The organism is Salinicola lusitanus, from assembly GCF_038648475.1.
Lineage (GTDB): Bacteria > Pseudomonadota > Gammaproteobacteria > Pseudomonadales > Halomonadaceae > Salinicola > Salinicola lusitanus.
The window spans coordinates 3,935,118-3,954,114 of the sequence record NZ_CP151919.1; the positions used below are offsets into that span (position 1 = coordinate 3,935,118).

An 18,997-nucleotide genomic window follows, 5' to 3' on the forward strand; every position below is an offset into this window, starting at 1 on the left:
GAGCGAGGCAGGCAAGACAAGGAGAAAACGGCCGAAAAAGCGCAGTTTACGAGGTTGTAAATGAGCATTTTAAGGCCGTTTTTGACGCAGTATTGTCAACGCGGGTAGTTCTTTCAGGTGCGCGGTAGCGTTACGCCGCGCTGCCCCATGTACTTGCCGCCACGATCCTTGTAGGAGACGTTGCAGATCTCGTCGGACTCCAGAAACAGCATCTGCGCCACGCCTTCGTTGGCGTAGATCCGGGCCGGCAGATTGGTGGTATTGGAGAATTCCAGGGTGACATGCCCTTCCCACTCCGGCTCCAGCGGCGTCACGTTGACGATGATGCCGCAGCGGGCGTAGGTCGACTTGCCCAGACAGATCGTCAGCACGCTGCGTGGAATACGGAAATACTCCACCGTACGCGCCAGAGCAAACGAGTTGGGGGGAATCACGCAGGCATCGCCCTTGATATCGACGAAACTCTTCTCGTCGAACGCCTTGGGATCGACAATCGCCGAGTGGATATTGGTGAACACCTTGAACTCGTCGGCGCAGCGTACATCGTAGCCGTAGCTGGACGTGCCGTAGGAGATCACTCGCTGGTTGTTCACGTGGCGGACCTGATCGGCCTCGAACGGCTCGATCATGCCCTCCTGCTCCGCCATACGGCGAATCCACTTGTCGGATTTAATGCTCATGCAGGCGTCCTTGAGACAGGGGCAGACGTCGTCACGACGTCATGAAATCATCGGGGAAACTTCTCGGTGGGCGACATGATAGCGGCCCGCTTCCGTGAAGGAAACGACGCGTCCGAAAACAGCATTCAGGCTGGCCGGCCGCGAAAAATGGCGGCAAGACGCGTCTCCGCGGCGCGCGCCAACCCCGTCCGCACGAGGCTGGCGACGGCTCGTGCGCTGGCCGGGATCAGTCGCTGAACGAGATCGAGGGCCCACCGGTATCCTGCCCGGCGACACCGCTGACGACCGCGCGCGCCATGGCACGAAACGTGGCGGCGACCTCACCATCCGGCTCGGCCACCACGCTGGGCTTGCCACCATCGGCCTGCTCTCGGATCGACAGCTGCAGCGGAAGCTGGCCCAGCAGCTGGGTGTCGTACTGCTCGGCAATGCGCTCGCCCCCACCGGCACCGAAGATCGGCTCGCTGTGGCCGCAGTTCGAACAGGTGTGCAGGCTCATGTTCTCGACCACGCCCAGCACCGGCACATTGACCTTGCGAAACATCTCGATGCCCTTGCGGGCGTCGAGCAGCGCGATGTCCTGCGGCGTGGTGACGATCACCGCGCCATCCACCGGCACCTTCTGCGCCAGCGTCAACTGGATGTCACCGGTACCCGGCGGCATGTCGATGAACAGGAAGTCGAGATCGTCCCACAGCGTCTGGTTGAGCAGTTGCTGGAAGGCACCGGAGACCATCGGCCCCCGCCATACCATCGGCTGATTGATATCGACCATGAACGCCATCGACATCGCCTGGATGCCGTGCGCCGTCACCGGCTTCATGCTCTTCTCGTCGATCACTTCGGGTCGGGTGTTTTCCGGCAGGCCCAGCATTCGGGCCTGGCTGGGACCGTAGATATCGGCGTCGAGAAGGCCCACGCGGTAGCCCTCCGCTGCCATGGCCAGCGCCAGATTGGCGGTGACGGTCGACTTGCCGACCCCGCCCTTGCCGGAAGCGACGGCCACGATATGCTTGATGCCCTCGATCACGAATCTCTCCTTGCAACGGTCACACCATGATTTGGCGCCCAGTATAACGAGACGTGGGGCCGATACCCTAGCGGCGCGGTCGGAATTGCTGGCGCGCCACGCCAGCAGTACCTGCGGGCAGGTGGTAGAGTAACCCGAGACCCGCCCGCGCTCGGGCGCCCCGTGACAGCCTGGAGACACAGGGATGTGCCCCACGACGCTCGCCGGCCAATCCGCGGCTCACGCCACCGCGACCTCTTCCGCCGTGATGCCCTCGCCCGCCACTCCCTGGTGGCGCGCCCCGTTCGCGGCGCCAAGGGCCGGCGGCCGGATCGACGCCATCGACCTGGCCCGCGGTTTCGCCGTCGTGCTGATGATTCTGAGCCACGGCATCAAGGGGCTGCTGCCGTTCGATCAGTTCCCCGACTGGGGCATCGTGCCGATCCATCTGATCACCAAGTTTTCCTCCTCACTGTTCGTGATCGTGTTCGGTATCGCCCTGGCCGTGGTCTTCCTGCCCCGCGTGGGAGAGACGGACTGGCCGCGCCGACGCTGGAGCCTGATCAAGCGGGGCGTGGTCGTCTGGATCTGGTACAAGATCCTCACGATCGTCGAGATGAGCCATCTCTATCCGACGGCAGATATCCTCGACGCGCTTCGGTATCAGCGCTTTCCCAGCTTCGTCGAGATACTCGGTTTCTACGCCATCGCCCTGCTCTGGATGCCGTGGTTCCTCTCCGCATGGAAGCGATTTCCCGGCTGGCTCCGACTGGCCAGCCCGATCCTGATGGCCGGGTTCGGCCTCTGGCTCGCTCGCGAGTTCGATTTCTGGGAACTGCCGCAGCTCAAGGCGCTGGTGGTCGAGCACCCGGACTACTACGTCTGGGGGCAACTGACACGCGGCCCCCTGGTGCTGCTGGGCCTGCTGATCGGGGAGTGGATGCTCTACGGCTTCGCCAGCCCCGCTGTCCGACGGGTTCTGATCGCCTCGCTCGTCGCCACCTCCGCGACGCTGTTCGCGCTGTTCTTCTGGCTCGCGCTGCCCACCCTCGACGACACCCTTGCGGCCCTGGCCCGTAACGTTGGGAAGCACCCGCCGGCGCTCGACTTCATGCTGTTCAGCCTGGGAGGGGCCCTGGCACTACTGGCAATCGCCGTGGTCGGCGGAAAGACGCTGGCGACATGGCTCAGGCCGGTGACCCTGATCGGCAGCGATGCCCTGCAGGCGTTCATCTTCCATATCAGCGTGATCTTCCTGCTGTTCCGCATCGCGCTCGGCTACTGGCACAACATCGACTACTCGACGGCTCTCGGCCTGACGCTGGCCCTGATCGTCGCCACGGCCGGCTGGATCCGACTGGTCCACTGGCTGACATCGAGACGGGGCGCTTCATGATCCCTCATCGCCGACGACGGGTACTGATCGGGTGCCTCAGCGTCCTGCTCTGGGCGCCGCCGACCCTGGCCGACGCCTGGCAGGCTCGGCTCGAGAAGCAGCTGGCGGTGATCGATCAGCGCTATCACGACCGCACGGGCACCGGGGAGATCGGCGTTCACGTTCGTCGACTCGATGACGGAGAACGAGTCGGATGGCGCGACGCGGAGCGCTGGTATTGGGCCTCGCTGGTCAAGGTCCCGGTGGCGGTGGAGTTGCTCGACCGGATCTCCAGGGACGGTGCCGATCTCGATGACACCATGACACTTCACGCCAGCGACTATGTCGACGGCGCGGGTGCCACCAACTGGGCCGCGCCCGACACCAGGATCCCCCTGCGGACCCTGCTCGAGCGAATGCTGATCGACAGCGACAACACCGCGACCGACATGTTGATGCGACGAGTGGGACTGGAAGCGGTCAATCGCCGGGCGAGATCGTTGATGGACGAAGGGATCGGCCCGATTACCACCCTGATCGACGTGAGACGACATCTCTACGGCATCTTCACGCCCAGGGCACAATCGCTGACCGGCAGGCAACTGATCGACCTGCGACAGGCCGACTTCGGCGAACCGCGCCTGATCCGGCTCGCCCAGTTGACCGATAGCCGACGGGAGCAATTTCCACCGCTCGATCTCGCCGCAGCTTACCAGCGCTATTACGCCACCGGGCTCAATTCGGGTCGGCTGGATCGCTACGCGGACATGCTGGAGAGGATCGACGAGGGCGAGGCGCTGCCCGCCGCAGCCACCGCCACCCTGCTGTCGATCATGCAGCGTGCCGACACGGGCCATCGGCGCCTGGCCGCCGGGTTCCAGCGGCAGTGGCCCTTTGCCCAGAAAACCGGAACCCAGTATTCACGCTTCTGTGATGCCGGCATCCTAGCCCCCGGGACACCGGGGGCGGTCGTCATCGTCAGTTGCCTGCGGGACGCACCCTCGCGGCGGGAGGCCGAGCGCACCTTCCAGGCCATCGGCCGCGCGGTCGAATCCAGCGGCGTGCTGGCGCACGAGGGCTTCGCGGAAGACTGAACTTCCGTCACCCCCGCTTCAGTTCCTCCTGCACCGCCAGCTTGGTGCGAATGAAGTCACTGTGAGTCACATAGAGCAGATCGGCCAGGCGGCGAATCCGGTGCTCCTCCAGCGCCGCCAGCTCATGGTCGGCGTAGGCCAGACGCCACATCGCGGCAATCAGCGCGACACGCTGATCGTAGTCGTAGCGCTCGTTGAGCAGCGAGACGTACTGGAAGTGGTCCACCGCCTCATCGACCTGTCGTTGCGCCTGCTCGACCAGTTCGTCGACGGCGACCTCGTCCAGCGAAAACTGCGTCATCAGCATCTGACGCAACATGGCCAGCTCCTCGGGATCGGTTTCGTAGTCGGCGCGCAGGATCTCGCTCAACAGCGCGGCGACCGCCAGTTGCGTCGTGATCACGTCCCGGCCGTCGGACTGCGGCGTGGCGAGAACGCGTTGAAAGAACTGCTGAACGGTGTCGAGCATTGGTCAATCCCCCTGCGGTGAACGGCGAACAATCGGGTAACGTTTTGACACCGATTGTCCCAAAGGTTCTTCCGGGCGGGCCGCGCCGACAAAAAAACCCGCAGCCAGGGGCTGCGGGTCCGATACGTCGTCAGCACTCTCGCGTCGGACTGGATGCCGGGCTCGTCACGCCCCGTGGGCTGCGAGGAACTCCTCGGTCAGCTTGAGTTCGCTGTTGGAGTTGACGCCGATCCCGCGAGTGGTCACGTTCCTGGCGATCTGCTGCGCTTCATCGAGGGAGTGCATCTCCGCCGTGCCACACTGATAGATGTTGAGTTCGGGGATCGACTTCTGGTCCGTCAGCGCCAGCACGTCTTCCATCGCGGCATTCCAGGCCGCGCCCACGGTCGCCTCGTCGACCTGTCCGATCAGGCTCATGTAGAACCCGGTACGGCAGCCCATCGGCGAGATGTCGATGATCTCGACGCCGTCGCCATTGAGATGCTGGCGCATGAAACCCGCGAAGAGATGCTCGAGGGTGTGAATGCCCCGCTCGGACAGAATCTCTTCGTTGGGAATGCAGAAGCGCAGGTCGTAGACGGTGATGTCGTCACCGCCCGGCGTCTTCATCTGTTTGGCGACACGCACCGCCGGTGCATTCATCTTGGTGTGGTCGACCATGAAGCTGTCGAGTAATGGCATGCCTTGCCTCCTTGTTGACGTGTCCGGACAGATATCTACTTTAGCACGCTAACCGGCGCTGTCATGCGCCGGCGCCCCGCGCTCACCCGTCCAGTTCGGGATAATGACGGAATATGCCGCCCTGGTTGAAATCGAGCCGCCGATCAGAGGTGAGATAGGCGGAGAGCGTCGGTCGTTGACCGACACGATCGACCAGTGCGGTCACTTCCGGTATTTCCGGTTCCAGTCTCTCCATCGCCCGCGGAAACGCATAACGCAGCCCCGTCACCACCTGAAACAGTGATAGATCGACATAGCTGTGCGCCGTCCCCACCAGATAGGGTTCGTCACCGGCGTTGGCCGCCAGCACACGTTCGAAATAGTGGAGAAATTTGGGCAGACGCTCCTGCACGAAGACCCGGGCACGCCGCTTCGCCTCGTCCTGCTGGTCCTCGTAGTAGAGCGAACTGCCGACCGGGTGGTGGGTGTCGTGAATCTCGGCGACGAAATCCGTCAGCGTCAACTGCAGTCCATTGGCCCAGACACGAGCGGACTCATCCTCCGGCACCAACTCCAGCCGGGGGGCGAGAAACTGCAGGATGTTGGCGACGTGGGAAATGACAAGCCCATCGGCCTTCAACACCGGCGGCGCGAAATGCGGCTTTCCCAGGTCGCTACCGTGGATGAATTCGCTGACGGCACCCGCGCCGCCCCCCTTGTCGGGGGACCGCTTGCCGACATCGATATAATCCGCGCCAGCATCCTCCAGCGCCAGGCGGACGAATTCGCCACGACCGGGAATGCCCGGCCAGTAGTAGAGCTCGTAGGTCATCCGTTTCCCTCCCCTTTTCGGCACCGTTCGCGTGCGTGCCGGCTGTTGGGTACATGGCGACGCGATCGTCGGCAGACAACCCCAGGCGAGCGTGATCCACCGATCGAGCACGACCCTCAGCATAGGCCAAAAAAAGCTCGAACCCGTTAGGGTTCGAGCCTCTTGTACCGTCCCACTGGCGACGACCCGCGGGCAGCCGGCCGAAGGCCGAGGACTCAGTGGCTCAGCGACACGCCACCGCCTGGCGCAGCGTGCTCTTCACCCACAGACGCTGACCGTCCGGCGTCTTGCCTTGATCGTTCCATTGTTGGGTGGTCTGGACACAGAACGAGCCGAGATCCTCGACGGCTGGGGCAGCGGCGTCGGGGCGCTCGCCACCGATCCGCAAAACATCGGTATTGTTCGACTGGTAATTGGGCGCGAAGGTGTTGGAGGCGCAACCGGCCATCGCCATGACCAAACCAGACGCCATCAAGATACGGCGAAATGCCATCGTGAATGAATCCTCGAGGGGCACCCGGCACCGCGCATCCACGTGCCCGGTTGCCTGGCGCAGCACCGGCACGATTGCCGGCAGCGCGTATTTAGCACCGTGTCCCAAGGCTGTCAATCGGCATCTGGCGTCAACGGCCCAAGGCGGGGATGGAGCATCGAGAACGTTCAGAAAAGCCCCAACTGGCGACCGGTGAGCTTTTCGAAATCCTCGCCCACGAACGGCAGGATGCCGTCGGCGACCGGTTGCAACTGACGACTGACGTAGTGTTCATAGTCGATCGTCGAACGCCGATTCTCCAGCGGCTCCGGGCCGGCGACCGTGATCACGTAGCGTATCCAGCCGCCATTCTGGTACTGGAGCGGGCGCGCCATCTGGCGATTGAACTCGTCTGCCAGGCGTGCCGCGCGCACGTGGGGCGGAACATTGCGCTGGTAGTCGTCCAGCTTGCGCCTGAGTCGCTTGCGATACACCAGTTGATCGTCGTTCTCCCCGGCCAGTGTCCGCTGCACGATCTCGCGCACGTAATCGCGGTAGGGTTCGTCGGCGAAGATCCGCCGGTAGAGCTCCCGCTGAAATGTCCTCGCCAGCGGCGACCAGTCGGCGCGCACCGACTCCAGCCCCTTGAACACCAGTCGCTCGCTGCCGTCCGCCTCGCGGACCAGGCCGGCATAACGCTTCTTGCTGCCCTCTTCGGTACCGCGAATGGTCGGCATCAGAAATCGGGTGAAGTGCGTCTCGAACTGAAGCTCCAGGGCGCTGTCGAGCTGGAACGCCTCCTGCAGATGGCGCTGCCACCAGGCGTTGACTCTGGCCACCAGCCGAGTGCCGATCGTATTCGCGGCGTCGGCCTCGTGCGCCCCGCCCAACCATACGAAGGTCGAGTCGGTGTCACCATAGATAACGGTATAACCCTCGGCTTCGATCAACTCCCGGGTACGGCGCATGATCTGGTGGCCGCGCATGGTGATCGACGAAGCCAGCCGCGGGTCGAAGAAGCGACAGCCCCGCGAGCCGAGCACGCCGTAAAAGGCGTTCATGATGATCTTCAACGCCTGGGCCAGCGGTGCGTTGCCCTCGCGCTTGGCCGCCTCGCGCCCCTCCCAGACTTGCGCCACGATCGCCGGCAGCGCATGTCGGGTGCGCGAGAAATGGGCTCCCAGGAAACCGGGCACGGCCTGCTCGGGCGAGGGGTCGGCGAGCCCCTCGACCAGCCCCACCGGGTCGATCAGAAACGAGCGGATGATCGAGGGATAGAGACTCTTGAAATCGAGCACCAGTACCGAGTCGTAGAGTCCCGGGCGCGAATCCATCACATAGCCACCCGGGCTGTCGTCGCCGTCGCGACTGCCCAGGGTCGGGGCAACGAAGCCGAGCCGATGCATGCGCGGCAGGTAGAGATGCGAAAATGCGGCGACGGAGCCTCCGCTGCGATCGGCGGAGAGCCCGGTGACGCTGGCCCGCTCGAGCAGGAAGTCGATGATCCGGGTATGCGCGAAGATCCGCGTCACCAGCTCGCAATCCTTGAGGTTGTAGCGCGCCAGCGCCGGCTTGTCCTCGGCGAACATCCGATTGATGTCGGCCATGCGCTGGTAGGGATTGTCGATCGCCTTGCCCTCGCCCAGCAGGGTCTGGGCAACGTTTTCGAGGCTGAAGGAGGGAAAGCTCCAGGTCGCCGAGCGTAGCGCTTCGATACCGTCGATCGCCAGCCGCCCCGGAATGGTGACGAAATAGTGATTGGGCTGGTGGCCATGGGCCCGCCACTCCACCGGCGCTCCGCCTCTCCCCAGCCGCAGGGCGACATTCAAGCGATCGGCGTGACGCTGCAACTGGCGCAGGTCGAACTGAATCACGCTCCAGCCGATGATCGCATCCGGGTCGAAGCGCGCGAACCAGGCATTCAGCGCGTGCAGCAGGTCGGCGCGGGAGTCGCAGTAGATAAGCTCGAAGTCGCGCTCGCGATCCGCCTCGCTGCCCGCCCCCGCCGGCGGGCCGAGCATGTAGACGATGCGCTGGCCGCAGCCGTGCAGGCCGATCGAGTAGAGCTCGCCGCGCTCGCTGGTCTCGATGTCCAGCGAGCAGAGCCTCAACTGCGGCCGATAGGCCGGCGCCGGCTTCAATTGGGCATCGATCAGCGAGCCGTCGGCCGCCTGGGTCGCCATCACCTCGACCGGCGCGGTGATGAAGCGCTCCATCAGATAGCGGTCCGGTGGCCGGATATCGGCCTCGAACAGCTCGACACCGGCGTCGGCGAGACGTCGCTCCAGGTTCATCAACTGACGATGCTGCCGACAATAGAGACCGAGCACCGGCCGGGACTCGAAGTCCTTGAGATCGAGTTCACGCAGTTCCACATCGCGCTCATGGCGAATCGAGCGTTCGGCCCTCTCGCGCTGATCGGCCGGGAGGAAAGCCACCGATGTCTGTGGCGGCAGGCGCACCCATTTCGGCCCATCGTCGGTGGCCAGCCAAAGCGACACCTCGGTGCCGGCCGGCGTATCCTGCCAATGCCGGGTCAGGATGAAGCCCCGTTGCGTCACGCTATTCGATTGCACGTCGGTCGACATCCGTTCCATTCCGTTCGAAGAGCCCTCAGAAGGAGAGCACCCACGGCAGCGCGAACCCGAGATAGACCGGTATCAGCAAGGGTGCGGCCAGTGTGGTGATCAGTACGGCGATGGCGCCCTTCTCGGGGCGAATCTCCAGTTCCATGGCGATGACCACGACATTGGCGGCCATGGGGACGGCGCCGATGAGCAGAAAGGCCAGCGCCAGCGAGTCCGAGATTCCCACGCTCATTCGCAGCAGCAGCACCATCAATAGCGTCGCCAGCGGCCAGACGACAAAGCGCACCACCACGCAGCCGGCAACGAATCGCAGGTCGAACTCCCGCCACGTCACGCGTCCCAGGGTCATGCCGATGATCATCATTCCCAGCACCGTGAAACAGTACTTGAAGTAGTCGAGCCCATCGGCAACGACATCCGGTACCTGCCAGCCCAGCGCGCTGACCAGCATGCCGGCCGCGAAGGCGTAGATCAGCGGCAGCCTTGCCAACCGGGCCAGGCTCTCTTTCACCGAGAAACGTCCCCGGGCGCTGACATAGAAACCCACCGTGAACTCGTAGAGCGAAACCCCCAGCATGCAGAAGAGATAGAGCGTCACCCCCTCTGGCGGCAGCAGCACCAGCGCGATCGGGAACCCGAAGTAACCCGTGTTGCCGGTGCCGGCGGAAAAGGCCAGCAGCGCCCGCTCCTGTTCGGCGAAAAAGCGGCTGGCCACCCCGTTGACCACGACGCATAGGCAAGTCGCCAGCAACAGCACGCTGGCCGTCAGGACCAGCTTGTCGGCGCTGGGCTGCCCCTGGGTCAGGCCATGGAAGAAAGTCAGCGGTGAAATGATGTAGACGAGCAGCGTCGCTATCGGCCGCGGATCGACCCTCAACCGTCGTGCCGCCAGCCAACCCAGCGCCACGAAGAAGAGCAGCATCCAGAGCGACTGGGAGAGATCGATTTCGGCCATCCGGGATTCCTTTAGCGACAGTCGGCGGTAACGATTTGGCCGCTAACTGTAGCACTGGAAGGCATCGTCGGTCGGCCCGGAGCGAGAGGATCGAACGCCGGCCACGCCAGCCATCAGGGGCTGAGCTCGAGACGCTCGTCGACCCGCTTTCCCGCCACGAATCGCAGAGGGTAGCGAGCACCGTGCCTGGGGCCATATACCCAGCGCTCGACCCTTACCGCGCCTTCGATGAGATGGCCGCCGCGGCGCTGCGGCAGTTCGATCACACGCGACGCCGGTGCTCCGCATTTTTGCAGGACCTGTTCGGGGGTATCGCCGTTGGCGGTCAGCCCACCCTGGCATCGCATCGCGATCACGGGATTCGCGACACTCAGCGACAGGATCACCAAGCCGATCGACGACGCCTGGCGGCCACCCCGCATGCCGGCTCGACGACCAGAGCGGGCCAAGGTCATTGGCCATGCGTCTGAGTGGTGAAACCTGGCAGGCGCTTCTGCGTCGAGGCCACGATGCAGAACAGCAGGAACACCTGGAACGGCAGCCGCCAGAACAGCACCCACTCCGGGACCTGAGGAAAAAGCTCGGGGTGCAGCCACATGTAGACGTTGGCCGGCGTCACGCAGATCGTCAGTACCACCAGCCCCCAGCCAGCCAACGCACGAAAGCGTGGCAGCAAGATACCGACGGCGCCCAGCAGCTCGAAGAACCCGCTGATCAGCACCGCCGCCTCGGGCCAGGGCAAGCCCGGTGGAATGATCGATGCGAAGGCGTCCAGCATCACGAAATGACCGATGCCGCCGATGGCGAACCAGAGGAAGACAAGGCCAAGACCGGCCGTACGCCACATGGGCTTATGAATCATGATCGCTCCCTGAACACCTCAATACCGTGAACAAAAAAAAGGCTCCAGATTGAAGCTCACTACGCTTGCTCGTTACCGCGTAAAGACTGCAGCAGCATCAATGCACTAGCCTTGGCCAGCCATACATCTCGCGAGTTGCGCCCCAGATCTCGCTCGAAGCGACCTGCCATTTCCCGGTAGCAATCGAAAAATCCCTGGCTTTTTTTCGCGAAAGCCTCGCCCAGACGGCGCTCCATACGCTGTACCGTCTCGCGCAGCTCCCTCTCGGAACGATCACTGGTGAATGGCTCGGAAGATGCTAGCCAAGAGGTATCGACCTGAGACCATTCACTCCTGAGCACTCCGTAACGGACGGAGTCGTAGTATTCGCCTTGATAATAGCGAACCTTGCGTAGGCGCCCTTCCAGACTAAAGCCGAGCTTTTCGGCGCAGGCCATCATGCCTGGGTTGCCGGACCAGGTCGTCAAGCCAATTCGCTCGACATCGAATCGGTCGAAGAGATTCGTGATCCATAAGGAAAGTGCACGGACACCGATACCTTTACCCCAGACGGAGGAGTCGTAGATCACGATACCGGCCTCCAACCATCGGGTTGCTTCGCACTCCCAGCAGAAACTGACTTCGCCTACCGGGCGCCCCTCCAAGAAGATGATCTGGGCGTCATAGCCGGCCAACAGCCGCTTGAAGCGTCCTTCCAGAAACTCATTCAACGAGGGGCGCTGATAACCGAAGTCGGGGCCGTTGAATCGAGTCCAGGTTTCATCCGAGGTCATCAAGTCGTACAGCGCGGCCCCCGATCCTGGTTCCGCGACACCCAAGGTGACATCCCGCATTGCGCCCTCCTCTTGTTTTTATCAAAGACGCCGCCACCCCATGCGGCGCTCAAGCGCGGCACCACACCCATGTACCCCACTTCAGGTGCTACAATCGGCGACCAAGTTTTCAGCCTATCCATCCCGCGGCGTCGATGCCATCGGTTCGCCGCGGGTTTCGTTACGGGAATGTTCCAGTCGCCATGTCGAACAACGCCTCGCTTTCGCGCCAGATCCTCGTCACCAGCGCGCTGCCGTACGCCAACGGCTCGATCCACCTGGGCCACCTGCTGGAGTACATCCAGACCGATATCTGGGTGCGCTTCCAGAAGAGCCGCGGCCATGAGTGCCACTATGTCTGCGCCGACGACGCCCACGGCACCGCGATCATGCTGCGTGCCGAGCAGGAAGGGATCACCTCCGAGCAGCTGATCGCCAAGGTCAGCGAGGAGCATCAGGCGGACTTCGCCCGGTTCGGCGTCGCCTTCGACAACTACCACTCGACCCATTCCGAAGAGAACCGCCTCCACAGCGAGCGCATCTACACCGCACTGCGCGATGCCGGCCACATCAGCACCCGCGACATCGAGCAGATGTACGATCCGGTCAAGGGGCTGTTCCTGGCCGATCGCTTCATCAAGGGCACCTGCCCGAAATGCGGCAGCGAGGACCAGTACGGCGACAACTGCGAAGTCTGCGGCGGAACCTACACACCGGCGGAGCTGATCAACCCGGTGTCGGCGATCAGCGGCGCAACGCCGGAAGTACGCACCTCGACCCACTACTTCTTCAAGCTGCCCAATTTTGAAGAGTTCCTGAAGCAGTGGACGCGGTCCGGCCGGGTCCAGCCGCAGATCGCCAACAAGTTGCAGGAGTGGTTCGAGGCCGGGCTCAACGAGTGGGACATCTCCCGCGATGCGCCCTACTTCGGCTTCGAGATTCCGGACGCGCCGGGCAAGTACTTCTACGTCTGGCTGGACGCGCCGATCGGCTACCTGGCCAGCTTCCAGAATCTCTGCGACCGTGAAGGTCTCGATTTCGACAGCTACTGGAAGGCGGACTCCGATGCCGAGGTCTACCACTTCATCGGCAAGGATATCGTCTATTTCCACGCCCTGTTCTGGCCGGCGATGCTCGAGGGCGCCGGCCTGCGCACGCCGACGGGGGTCAACTGCCACGGTTTCGTGACCGTCAACGGGGCCAAGATGTCGAAGTCCCGCGGCACCTTCATCAAGGCCCAGACCTACGCCGAGCATCTCAACCCGGAGTATCTGCGCTACTACTTCGCCGCCAAGCTGACCTCTCGGGTCGACGATCTCGACCTCAACCTCGAGGATTTCGCGGCGCGGGTGAACTCGGACCTGGTCGGCAAGGTGGTCAACATCGCCAGCCGCTGTGCCGGCTTCATCAACAAGCTGGGCAACGGCCAGCTCTCGGCGACCTGCGCGGAGCCGGAGCTCGTCGCCAGGTTCATCGCCGCCGGTGACGAGATCGCCGCCGACTTCGAGGCGCGTGAATTCGGCCGCGCCATGCGCAAGGTGATGGAACTCGCCGACGAGGCCAACACCTATATCGCCGACAAGGCGCCCTGGGTACTGGCCAAGGAGGGCGGCCGCGAGCAGGAGGTGATCGATATCTGCTCGGTGGGCATCAACCTGTTCCGCACGCTGATGGTCTACCTGCAGCCGGTGGTACCGGCGATGGCCGAGCAGGCTCGCGTCTTTCTGCAGGTCGAAAGCCTGAACTGGGAGAGTCGCCAGCAGGTGCTCGAAAGTCGCACCATCGGCAAGTTCAAGCCGCTGATGACCCGGGTCGAGAGCGACAAGATCGACTCGATGATCGAGTCTTCCAAGGAAGTGCTCGAGGAGGAGAAGAAATTGACTGGAAAAGCCCCCGCCGATGCCGAGTCGGGCGACGCGCCCGCCATCGAACCGATCGCCGACGAGATCACCTTCGACGACTTCATCAAGGTCGACATGCGGATCGCCGAAATCAAGAAGGCCGAGCAGGTCGAAGGCTCCAGCAAGCTGCTCAAGCTGACCCTGGACCTCGGTGGCGAGACCCGCACGGTCTTCTCCGGCATTCGCAAGGTCTACGCCCCCGAAGCGCTCGAAGGCCGGTTGACGGTGATGGTCGCCAACCTGGCGCCGCGCAAGATGCGCTTCGGTGTCTCCGAAGGCATGGTGATGGCCGCCGGCGATGAAGACGGCATATACCTGCTGTCGCCGGATAGCGGCGCCAAACCGGGTCAGCGTGTGACCTGAAGACCGGGCCCCGGCCAGCGTGACACTTGCCCACGAGCGCGCGACCCCGGTCGCGCGCTTTGTTGATCACGGACGAGCCGTCTGCTGCTGCGAGATGGCCGAGGTTGGGAGCGGCCACTTCGAGCGTCTATAATGGCCGGCTTCGAGCGCCCCGCGCCGCCCATCTGAGGCGGCGAGCAGGCCCTGTGTGCCAATGGAGAGTCATCGCTTGTCTCACCCCGCCACGATCACCGTCGAGCTTATCGACGCCGAACTGCCCCAGACCCAATGCGGCAAATGCGGCCATGACGGCTGTCGTCCCTATGCCGAGGCGATCGTGGAGGGAGAGGCCGTCAATCGCTGCCCGCCCGGCGGGGAAGCGACACGGGATCGACTGGCCGCGCTCACGGGCCGTCCGCCTCTCGAATTGATCGAGCCGCCACAGGCTCCGCTGCTGGCCGTGATTCGAGAAGCCGAGTGCATCGGCTGCACCAAGTGCATCCAGGCATGCCCCGTCGATGCGATTCTCGGCGCCGCCAAGCAGATGCATACGGTGATCGAGTCGGAATGCACCGGCTGCGAGCTGTGCGTGGCGCCCTGCCCCGTCGACTGTATCGACCTCGTCGAACATCCACGCTGGGCGGAGGCGAACAGTGATGCCGAACGGCAGCAGTATCTCGACTGGCGCGCCCGCAACGGGCGCCAACGCTTCGAGGCCCGCAACCGACGCCTGACCCTCAAGGCCGAACGGAAACGTCACAGGCGCGAACAGCGCCGCGCCGCAGCGGCACGGCAGGTGACCGAGGCGCCCGCGACATCACGTGAACGACCTGCCGATATCGACGTTACCGCTCTGAAGGCACAGATAGCGACCCTGACCGCGCGTCGAAAGCGCCTGCAGCGCCAGTTGGATAACGCCGAAGAGGCACGGCGTCCCGCGCTTCTCGAGCGCCTGGCGGGATTCGAGGAACAGCTCGACACCTTGAAGCGGCAACTCGAAACCGTGCCATCACCGAATCGGCACGCCGCACGCGATCACTGTCATATCGCCCTGGCGGCGGCGGAACAGGCGCTGCGCAAGGCGCGACAGGAGCTGGAGCATTACCGACGTCAGGGCGACCAGGCGGGCATCGCGGAGGCCCAGGACAAGATACGCGAGGCGGAACGGCTGATCTCCCTGGCCAGCCGATCGCCCGCCAACCAGCCTGCCACTGGCGCGGGCGACCATCATGGAACGAGCTCATGAATGCCACCAAGCGAGAGCAGATCTTTGCTCGCCTCAAGGCGCACAACCCCGAACCGACCACCGAGCTGAACTGGTCGACGCCGTTCGAGTTGCTGGCGGCGGTACTGTTGTCGGCCCAGGCGACGGACGTGGGCGTGAACAAGGCCACGGCAAGGCTGTTCCCGGTGGCCAATACGCCGCAGGCGATCATCGATCTCGGACTCGACGGGCTGAAGGCCCACATCAAGACCATCGGCCTCTACAACACCAAGGCCGAGAACCTGATGAAGACCTGCCACATCCTGGCCGAGCGCTACGCAGGAGATATCCCGCGCACCCGCGCCGAGCTGGAAGCGCTGCCCGGCGTGGGACGCAAGACCGCCAATGTGATTCTGAACACGGCATTCGGCGAACTGACGATGGCGGTCGACACGCACATCTTTCGAGTCGCCAACCGCACCCGCATCGCCAAGGGCAAGAACGTGCTCGAAGTGGAGCAGAAGCTGCTGCGCCATGTTCCCAAGGCTTATCTCAAGGATGCCCACCACTGGCTGATCCTGCACGGCCGCTACACCTGCCTGGCGCGCAAGCCGCGCTGTGGTAGCTGCGTGATCGAGGATCTGTGCGAATATCCCGACAAGGTCGAGATCGGCTAGTACCGATGACGGCGGTCAGGGGCTCGACTCCGGCTCCCGGCCGCTGTCCACGCTTTCCTGCTCCTGTGTCGGCACCGCCTCCTCGCCCATGGACTCGGGCGCGGTGGGCGCGGCCTCCGGCAAGCTGCTGCCATCGCCGTTCGCGGCACCGTCCGGGGCAGGGGCAGAGGATGTCTCCGCTTCCGGGGCCGTGACGCTCATTTCGGTCGCCCCGTCACGGCTGTAGACGATCTTGCGTGTGCCGCCATCGCAGCTGCCGACCACCTCGGCGCCAGCGAAGGCCTCCCCCTCCTTCACCACGCCATCATCGACCTGGGCGTTGTCGACGATCTCGAGCAGGAAGTGGCGAGCACCATTATCGCGGATGGTCTGATCGATCTGTGCCTTGAGCCTTTCGCAGGCCAGGCGCGTCTCGGGTTGCTGGTCGAACGGCGAATCGCCCTGCTGCGCCTGGGCCCAAGCGAGCGACGATGCCAGGCAAGCACTACTCAACCCCGCCACGACGGCGAACTTCCAGGTAATAACACGCATAGACACTCCTCACCCCATGGCAATGCACGAACCGCGGCCAGGACCGCCAATTCGCGCGGGAAGTACCGAGCCGATCATCCCGTCTCACCCGACGGGGAGCCGGAAGGTCTCACAACCGAAACTCGCCGCCTCTCTCGATCGCTCTCTGATAGGCCGGGCGGTCGCGCATATTCTGCAGCACTTTCTTGATATTGGGACGTCCGGAGAGGTCGGCACGACTTTCGGCCGCCAGCAACGGAAAACTCATCTGAATGTCCGCCGCGCTAAACTCATCGCCCGCGAACCACGGGTGCTGACGCAGTTCACTCTCCCAGTAATCGAGATGCATCTCGAGCTGGGGGTCGAGGAACTTCTGTCGGACCCCATTGGCCAGAAGCCTGCCGATGGGACGAATGACCGCGGGTACGGGGGGCTTGCCCAACTTCGAGAAAACCAGCTTCATCACCAACAGCGGCATCGCCGAGCCTTCGGCGTAATGTAGCCAGTAGGTGTAACGCAGCCGCTCCGGCGTACCGGCCTCCGGTACCAGGGCGTCACCGTCATAGCGGGAGACGAGATATTCGATGATCGCGCCGGATTCGGCGACGGTGTAGGCGTCATCGGTGATGACCGGCGACTTGCCGAGCGGATGGATCCGTTTCAGCTCCGCGGGCGCCAGCATGGTCTTGGGATCGCGTCGGTAGGTTCGGACCTCATACTCGACACCCAGCTCCTCCAGCAGCCACAGGATACGCTGCGACCGGGAATTTTCGAGGTGGTGAACAGTGATCATGTCAACGCTTCCTTGCCGGTTTCTTCGACTCTCCCGGCCGCCTGGGTTTGCAGCGGCCTCCGGGAACGCTCTTAACCATAGGAAGTTATCGTTGAAGCCGCCACTGACGAAAACGGCGCCCTGCAGGCGCCGTCATCGAGATCGATAGAAGGTCGTCAGTGCTGCTGCTCGAACATCTCGTCACCGACGTCATCGATATAGCGCTGACTCTTGGTGATCGTCAGTTCCACGCAACCATCTTCGCCCGGTACCACGTCCGAACGCTCGAAGCGTCGCTCCAGGGTCTCGCCGCCATCGACCGGTTTGCGAATCCACCCACTGACCCGATACTGGCCACCGGCATCCTGCGGCTCGGGCACGATCAGAAACCCCTTGTACTCGACCGGCTCGCGCTCCTGCTTGGGCGTGGTGGATCTGGCGTCGCCACCGCCCAGCAGCCCGGAAAACAGTTTCTTGAACATACGTTGCTCCCGATTCGGATGCCGACATCGCAGATATCGGCATCGGGGGTTGGGTCGGACAGCGCTAGCTCGCGGAGCGGCCCTTGCCGGCCGCGATCCGCAGACGCAGCGCGTTGAGCTTGATGAAGCCTTCTGCGTCCTTCTGGTCGTAGGCGCCGGCATCATCCTCGAACGTGGCAATCGATTCGTCGAACAGCGACTGCTCGGACTTGCGCCCGACCACCGTCGCGCTGCCCTTGTAGAGCTTCATCCGCACCACGCCGTTGACGAAGGTCTGGGTCTCATCGATGGCAGCCTGGAGCATGCGCCGTTCCGGACTCCACCAGTAACCGTTGTAGATGGTCTTGGCGTACTTGGGCATCAGCTCGTCCTTGAGATGTGCCGCCTCGCGGTCGAGCGTCAACGACTCGATGGCGCGATGCGCGCGCAGCATGATGGTCCCGCCCGGCGTTTCGTAGCAACCGCGGGACTTCATGCCGACATAGCGGTTCTCGACGATGTCGAGACGGCCGATGCCATTGTCGCCACCCAGCTTGTTGAGCTTGGCCAGCACCTCGTGCGGCTTCAGCGGTTCGCCGTCGATGGCGACGACATCGCCCTTCTCGTAGGTCAGCTCGATGTAAGTCGGCTGGTCAGGCGCGGCTTCCGGCGCCACGCTCCAGCGCCACATCTCTTCTTCCGCCTCGGCCCACGGATCCTCGAGAATGCCGCCCTCGTAGGAGATGTGCAGCAGATTGGCGTCCATCGAGTACGGTGACTTCTTCTTGCTCTTGGAGAAATCGACCGGGATGTCATTGTCCTCGCAGTACGCCATCAGCTTCTCGCGGGAGTTGAGGTCCCACTCGCGCCACGGCGCAATCACCTTGACCCCCGGCTTGAGCGCGTAGGCGCCCAGCTCGAAGCGCACCTGGTCGTTGCCCTTGCCGGTCGCCCCGTGAGAAATGGCGTCGGCGCCGGTCTCGTTGGCGATCTCGATCAGACGCTTGGCGATCAGCGGGCGCGCGATGGAGGTGCCCAGCAGGTACTCGCCCTCGTAGATGGTGTTGGCCCGGAACATCGGATAGACGTAATCGCGAACGAACTCTTCCCGCAGGTCCTCGATGTAGATCTCCTTGACCCCGAGCGCCTGCGCCTTGGCTCGCGCCGGCTCGACCTCTTCGCCCTGACCGATATCGGCGGTAAAGGTGACCACCTCGCAAGCGTAGGTTTCCTGCAGCCACTTCACGATCACGGAAGTGTCAAGGCCGCCGGAATAGGCGAGGACGACCTTTTTGACATCGGACATGCGACAGCTCCTTAGC

The 18,997-nt window shown here is 63.6% G+C and carries 20 protein-coding genes; 5 read left to right on the forward strand and 15 right to left on the reverse strand.

The annotated features are described in order from the left end of the window. Positions 1-113 precede the first annotated feature (113 nt). The gene (dcd, locus tag AAGT95_RS17805; RefSeq protein ID WP_342594665.1) at positions 114-680 is read right to left on the reverse strand and encodes a dCTP deaminase; all 567 of its coding nucleotides are present in this window, start codon (positions 678-680) and stop codon (positions 114-116) included. A 226-nt stretch (positions 681-906) separates the two neighbouring features. Beyond that, positions 907-1,710, reverse strand: a complete 804-nt coding sequence (apbC, locus tag AAGT95_RS17810; protein WP_342594666.1) for an iron-sulfur cluster carrier protein ApbC — start codon at positions 1,708-1,710, stop codon at positions 907-909. A gap of 184 nt (positions 1,711-1,894) precedes the next feature. Here apbC and AAGT95_RS17815 point away from each other — a divergent pair, with 184 nt between their 5' ends. Together AAGT95_RS17815 and AAGT95_RS17820 are read left to right on the forward strand one after the other, a co-directional pair. Then, positions 1,895-3,085, forward strand: a complete 1,191-nt coding sequence (locus tag AAGT95_RS17815; RefSeq protein ID WP_342594667.1) for a heparan-alpha-glucosaminide N-acetyltransferase domain-containing protein — start codon at positions 1,895-1,897, stop codon at positions 3,083-3,085. Further along, positions 3,082-4,158, forward strand: coding sequence for a serine hydrolase (locus tag AAGT95_RS17820; protein ID WP_342594668.1), 1,077 nt, complete (start codon positions 3,082-3,084; stop codon positions 4,156-4,158). Before AAGT95_RS17815 ends, AAGT95_RS17820 begins: the two co-directional genes overlap by 4 nt. A 7-nt stretch (positions 4,159-4,165) precedes the next feature. On the opposite strand, the gene AAGT95_RS17825 is transcribed toward AAGT95_RS17820, so the two are convergent. The 9 genes from AAGT95_RS17825 to AAGT95_RS17865 form a co-directional block, all read right to left on the reverse strand. After that, the gene (locus AAGT95_RS17825) at positions 4,166-4,627 is read right to left on the reverse strand and encodes a TerB family tellurite resistance protein (protein ID WP_110599207.1); all 462 of its coding nucleotides are present in this window, start codon (positions 4,625-4,627) and stop codon (positions 4,166-4,168) included. Positions 4,628-4,792: 165 nt separating this feature from the next. After that, positions 4,793-5,308 (reverse strand): S-ribosylhomocysteine lyase, encoded by a 516-nt coding sequence (gene luxS / locus AAGT95_RS17830; protein ID WP_110599205.1) that lies wholly within the window; start codon positions 5,306-5,308, stop codon positions 4,793-4,795. 82 nt (positions 5,309-5,390) lie between these two features. Then, positions 5,391-6,119 (reverse strand): glutathione S-transferase, encoded by a 729-nt coding sequence (locus tag AAGT95_RS17835; RefSeq protein ID WP_342594669.1) that lies wholly within the window; start codon positions 6,117-6,119, stop codon positions 5,391-5,393. A 223-nt stretch (positions 6,120-6,342) separates the two neighbouring features. Continuing rightward, positions 6,343-6,612 (reverse strand): hypothetical protein, encoded by a 270-nt coding sequence (locus AAGT95_RS17840; protein WP_342594670.1) that lies wholly within the window; start codon positions 6,610-6,612, stop codon positions 6,343-6,345. Positions 6,613-6,779: 167 nt separating this feature from the next. Continuing rightward, the gene (locus AAGT95_RS17845; protein ID WP_342594671.1) at positions 6,780-9,179 is read right to left on the reverse strand and encodes a DNA polymerase II; all 2,400 of its coding nucleotides are present in this window, start codon (positions 9,177-9,179) and stop codon (positions 6,780-6,782) included. Positions 9,180-9,204: 25 nt separating this feature from the next. Beyond that, on the reverse strand, positions 9,205-10,134 hold the full coding sequence (locus tag AAGT95_RS17850) for an AEC family transporter (RefSeq protein WP_110599197.1): 930 nt from the start codon (positions 10,132-10,134) through the stop codon (positions 9,205-9,207). Positions 10,135-10,247: 113 nt separating this feature from the next. Then, positions 10,248-10,556: a DUF2845 domain-containing protein gene (locus AAGT95_RS17855; protein ID WP_342594672.1), complete on the reverse strand. Its 309-nt coding sequence runs from the start codon at positions 10,554-10,556 to the stop codon at positions 10,248-10,250. Positions 10,557-10,585: 29 nt separating this feature from the next. After that, a complete protein-coding gene (locus tag AAGT95_RS17860; RefSeq protein ID WP_342594673.1) occupies positions 10,586-10,996 on the reverse strand; it encodes a hypothetical protein in 411 nt (136 codons plus the stop codon). 59 nt (positions 10,997-11,055) lie between these two features. Next, entirely contained in the window at positions 11,056-11,829 is a 774-nt protein-coding gene (locus tag AAGT95_RS17865; protein ID WP_342594674.1) for a GNAT family protein, read from the reverse strand. Positions 11,830-12,011: 182 nt separating this feature from the next. On the opposite strand from AAGT95_RS17865, the gene metG reads away from it, so the two are divergent. The 3 genes from metG to nth all read left to right on the forward strand — a co-directional run bounded on the left by metG (position 12,012) and on the right by nth (position 15,932). After that, positions 12,012-14,072: a methionine--tRNA ligase gene (gene metG, locus AAGT95_RS17870; protein WP_342594675.1), complete on the forward strand. Its 2,061-nt coding sequence runs from the start codon at positions 12,012-12,014 to the stop codon at positions 14,070-14,072. A gap of 208 nt (positions 14,073-14,280) precedes the next feature. Then, positions 14,281-15,297, forward strand: coding sequence for an RnfABCDGE type electron transport complex subunit B (locus AAGT95_RS17875; protein WP_342594676.1), 1,017 nt, complete (start codon positions 14,281-14,283; stop codon positions 15,295-15,297). Continuing rightward, complete coding sequence (gene nth, locus AAGT95_RS17880; RefSeq protein WP_110599186.1) at positions 15,294-15,932, forward strand: endonuclease III; 639 nt, start codon at positions 15,294-15,296, stop codon at positions 15,930-15,932. Before AAGT95_RS17875 ends, nth begins: the two co-directional genes overlap by 4 nt. A 15-nt stretch (positions 15,933-15,947) precedes the next feature. On the opposite strand, the gene AAGT95_RS17885 is transcribed toward nth, so the two are convergent. From AAGT95_RS17885 to AAGT95_RS17900, 4 genes are all read right to left on the reverse strand, one after another. Further along, a complete protein-coding gene (locus AAGT95_RS17885) occupies positions 15,948-16,463 on the reverse strand; it encodes a DUF1161 domain-containing protein (protein ID WP_342594677.1) in 516 nt (171 codons plus the stop codon). Between the two features lie 109 nt (positions 16,464-16,572). Further along, positions 16,573-17,235 carry a glutathione S-transferase family protein gene (locus tag AAGT95_RS17890; RefSeq protein WP_110599183.1) on the reverse strand — a complete coding sequence of 221 codons (663 nt, stop codon included), beginning with the start codon at positions 17,233-17,235 and terminating at the stop codon, positions 16,573-16,575. Positions 17,236-17,390: 155 nt separating this feature from the next. After that, a complete protein-coding gene (locus AAGT95_RS17895; protein ID WP_342594678.1) occupies positions 17,391-17,696 on the reverse strand; it encodes an HlyU family transcriptional regulator in 306 nt (101 codons plus the stop codon). A 64-nt stretch (positions 17,697-17,760) separates the two neighbouring features. Further along, entirely contained in the window at positions 17,761-18,981 is a 1,221-nt protein-coding gene (locus AAGT95_RS17900) for an argininosuccinate synthase (RefSeq protein WP_110599179.1), read from the reverse strand. Between the last annotated feature and the right edge of the window lie 16 nt (positions 18,982-18,997).

Excerpts from the sequence above, each read along its gene's own strand:
- AAGT95_RS17860 (WP_342594673.1), bottom strand. The coding sequence starts at position 10,996 with ATGATTCATAAGCCCATGTGGCGTACGGCCGGTCTTGGCCTTGTCTTC.
- AAGT95_RS17885 (WP_342594677.1), bottom strand. The coding sequence starts at position 16,463 with ATGCGTGTTATTACCTGGAAGTTCGCCGTCGTGGCGGGGTTGAGTAGT.
- AAGT95_RS17825 (WP_110599207.1), bottom strand. The coding sequence starts at position 4,627 with ATGCTCGACACCGTTCAGCAGTTCTTTCAACGCGTTCTCGCCACGCCG.
- AAGT95_RS17865 (WP_342594674.1), bottom strand. The coding sequence starts at position 11,829 with ATGCGGGATGTCACCTTGGGTGTCGCGGAACCAGGATCGGGGGCCGCG.
- dcd (WP_342594665.1), bottom strand. The coding sequence starts at position 680 with ATGAGCATTAAATCCGACAAGTGGATTCGCCGTATGGCGGAGCAGGAG.
- AAGT95_RS17820 (WP_342594668.1), top strand. The coding sequence starts at position 3,082 with ATGATCCCTCATCGCCGACGACGGGTACTGATCGGGTGCCTCAGCGTC.
- AAGT95_RS17845 (WP_342594671.1), bottom strand. The coding sequence starts at position 9,179 with ATGTCGACCGACGTGCAATCGAATAGCGTGACGCAACGGGGCTTCATC.
- AAGT95_RS17890 (WP_110599183.1), bottom strand. The coding sequence starts at position 17,235 with ATGATCACTGTTCACCACCTCGAAAATTCCCGGTCGCAGCGTATCCTG.
- AAGT95_RS17855 (WP_342594672.1), bottom strand. The coding sequence starts at position 10,556 with ATGCGGGGTGGCCGCCAGGCGTCGTCGATCGGCTTGGTGATCCTGTCG.
- AAGT95_RS17895 (WP_342594678.1), bottom strand. The coding sequence starts at position 17,696 with ATGTTCAAGAAACTGTTTTCCGGGCTGCTGGGCGGTGGCGACGCCAGA.
- AAGT95_RS17815 (WP_342594667.1), top strand. The coding sequence starts at position 1,895 with ATGTGCCCCACGACGCTCGCCGGCCAATCCGCGGCTCACGCCACCGCG.
- luxS (WP_110599205.1), bottom strand. The coding sequence starts at position 5,308 with ATGCCATTACTCGACAGCTTCATGGTCGACCACACCAAGATGAATGCA.
- metG (WP_342594675.1), top strand. The coding sequence starts at position 12,012 with ATGTCGAACAACGCCTCGCTTTCGCGCCAGATCCTCGTCACCAGCGCG.
- AAGT95_RS17900 (WP_110599179.1), bottom strand. The coding sequence starts at position 18,981 with ATGTCCGATGTCAAAAAGGTCGTCCTCGCCTATTCCGGCGGCCTTGAC.
- nth (WP_110599186.1), top strand. The coding sequence starts at position 15,294 with ATGAATGCCACCAAGCGAGAGCAGATCTTTGCTCGCCTCAAGGCGCAC.
- AAGT95_RS17850 (WP_110599197.1), bottom strand. The coding sequence starts at position 10,134 with ATGGCCGAAATCGATCTCTCCCAGTCGCTCTGGATGCTGCTCTTCTTC.
- AAGT95_RS17840 (WP_342594670.1), bottom strand. The coding sequence starts at position 6,612 with ATGGCATTTCGCCGTATCTTGATGGCGTCTGGTTTGGTCATGGCGATG.
- AAGT95_RS17835 (WP_342594669.1), bottom strand. The coding sequence starts at position 6,119 with ATGACCTACGAGCTCTACTACTGGCCGGGCATTCCCGGTCGTGGCGAA.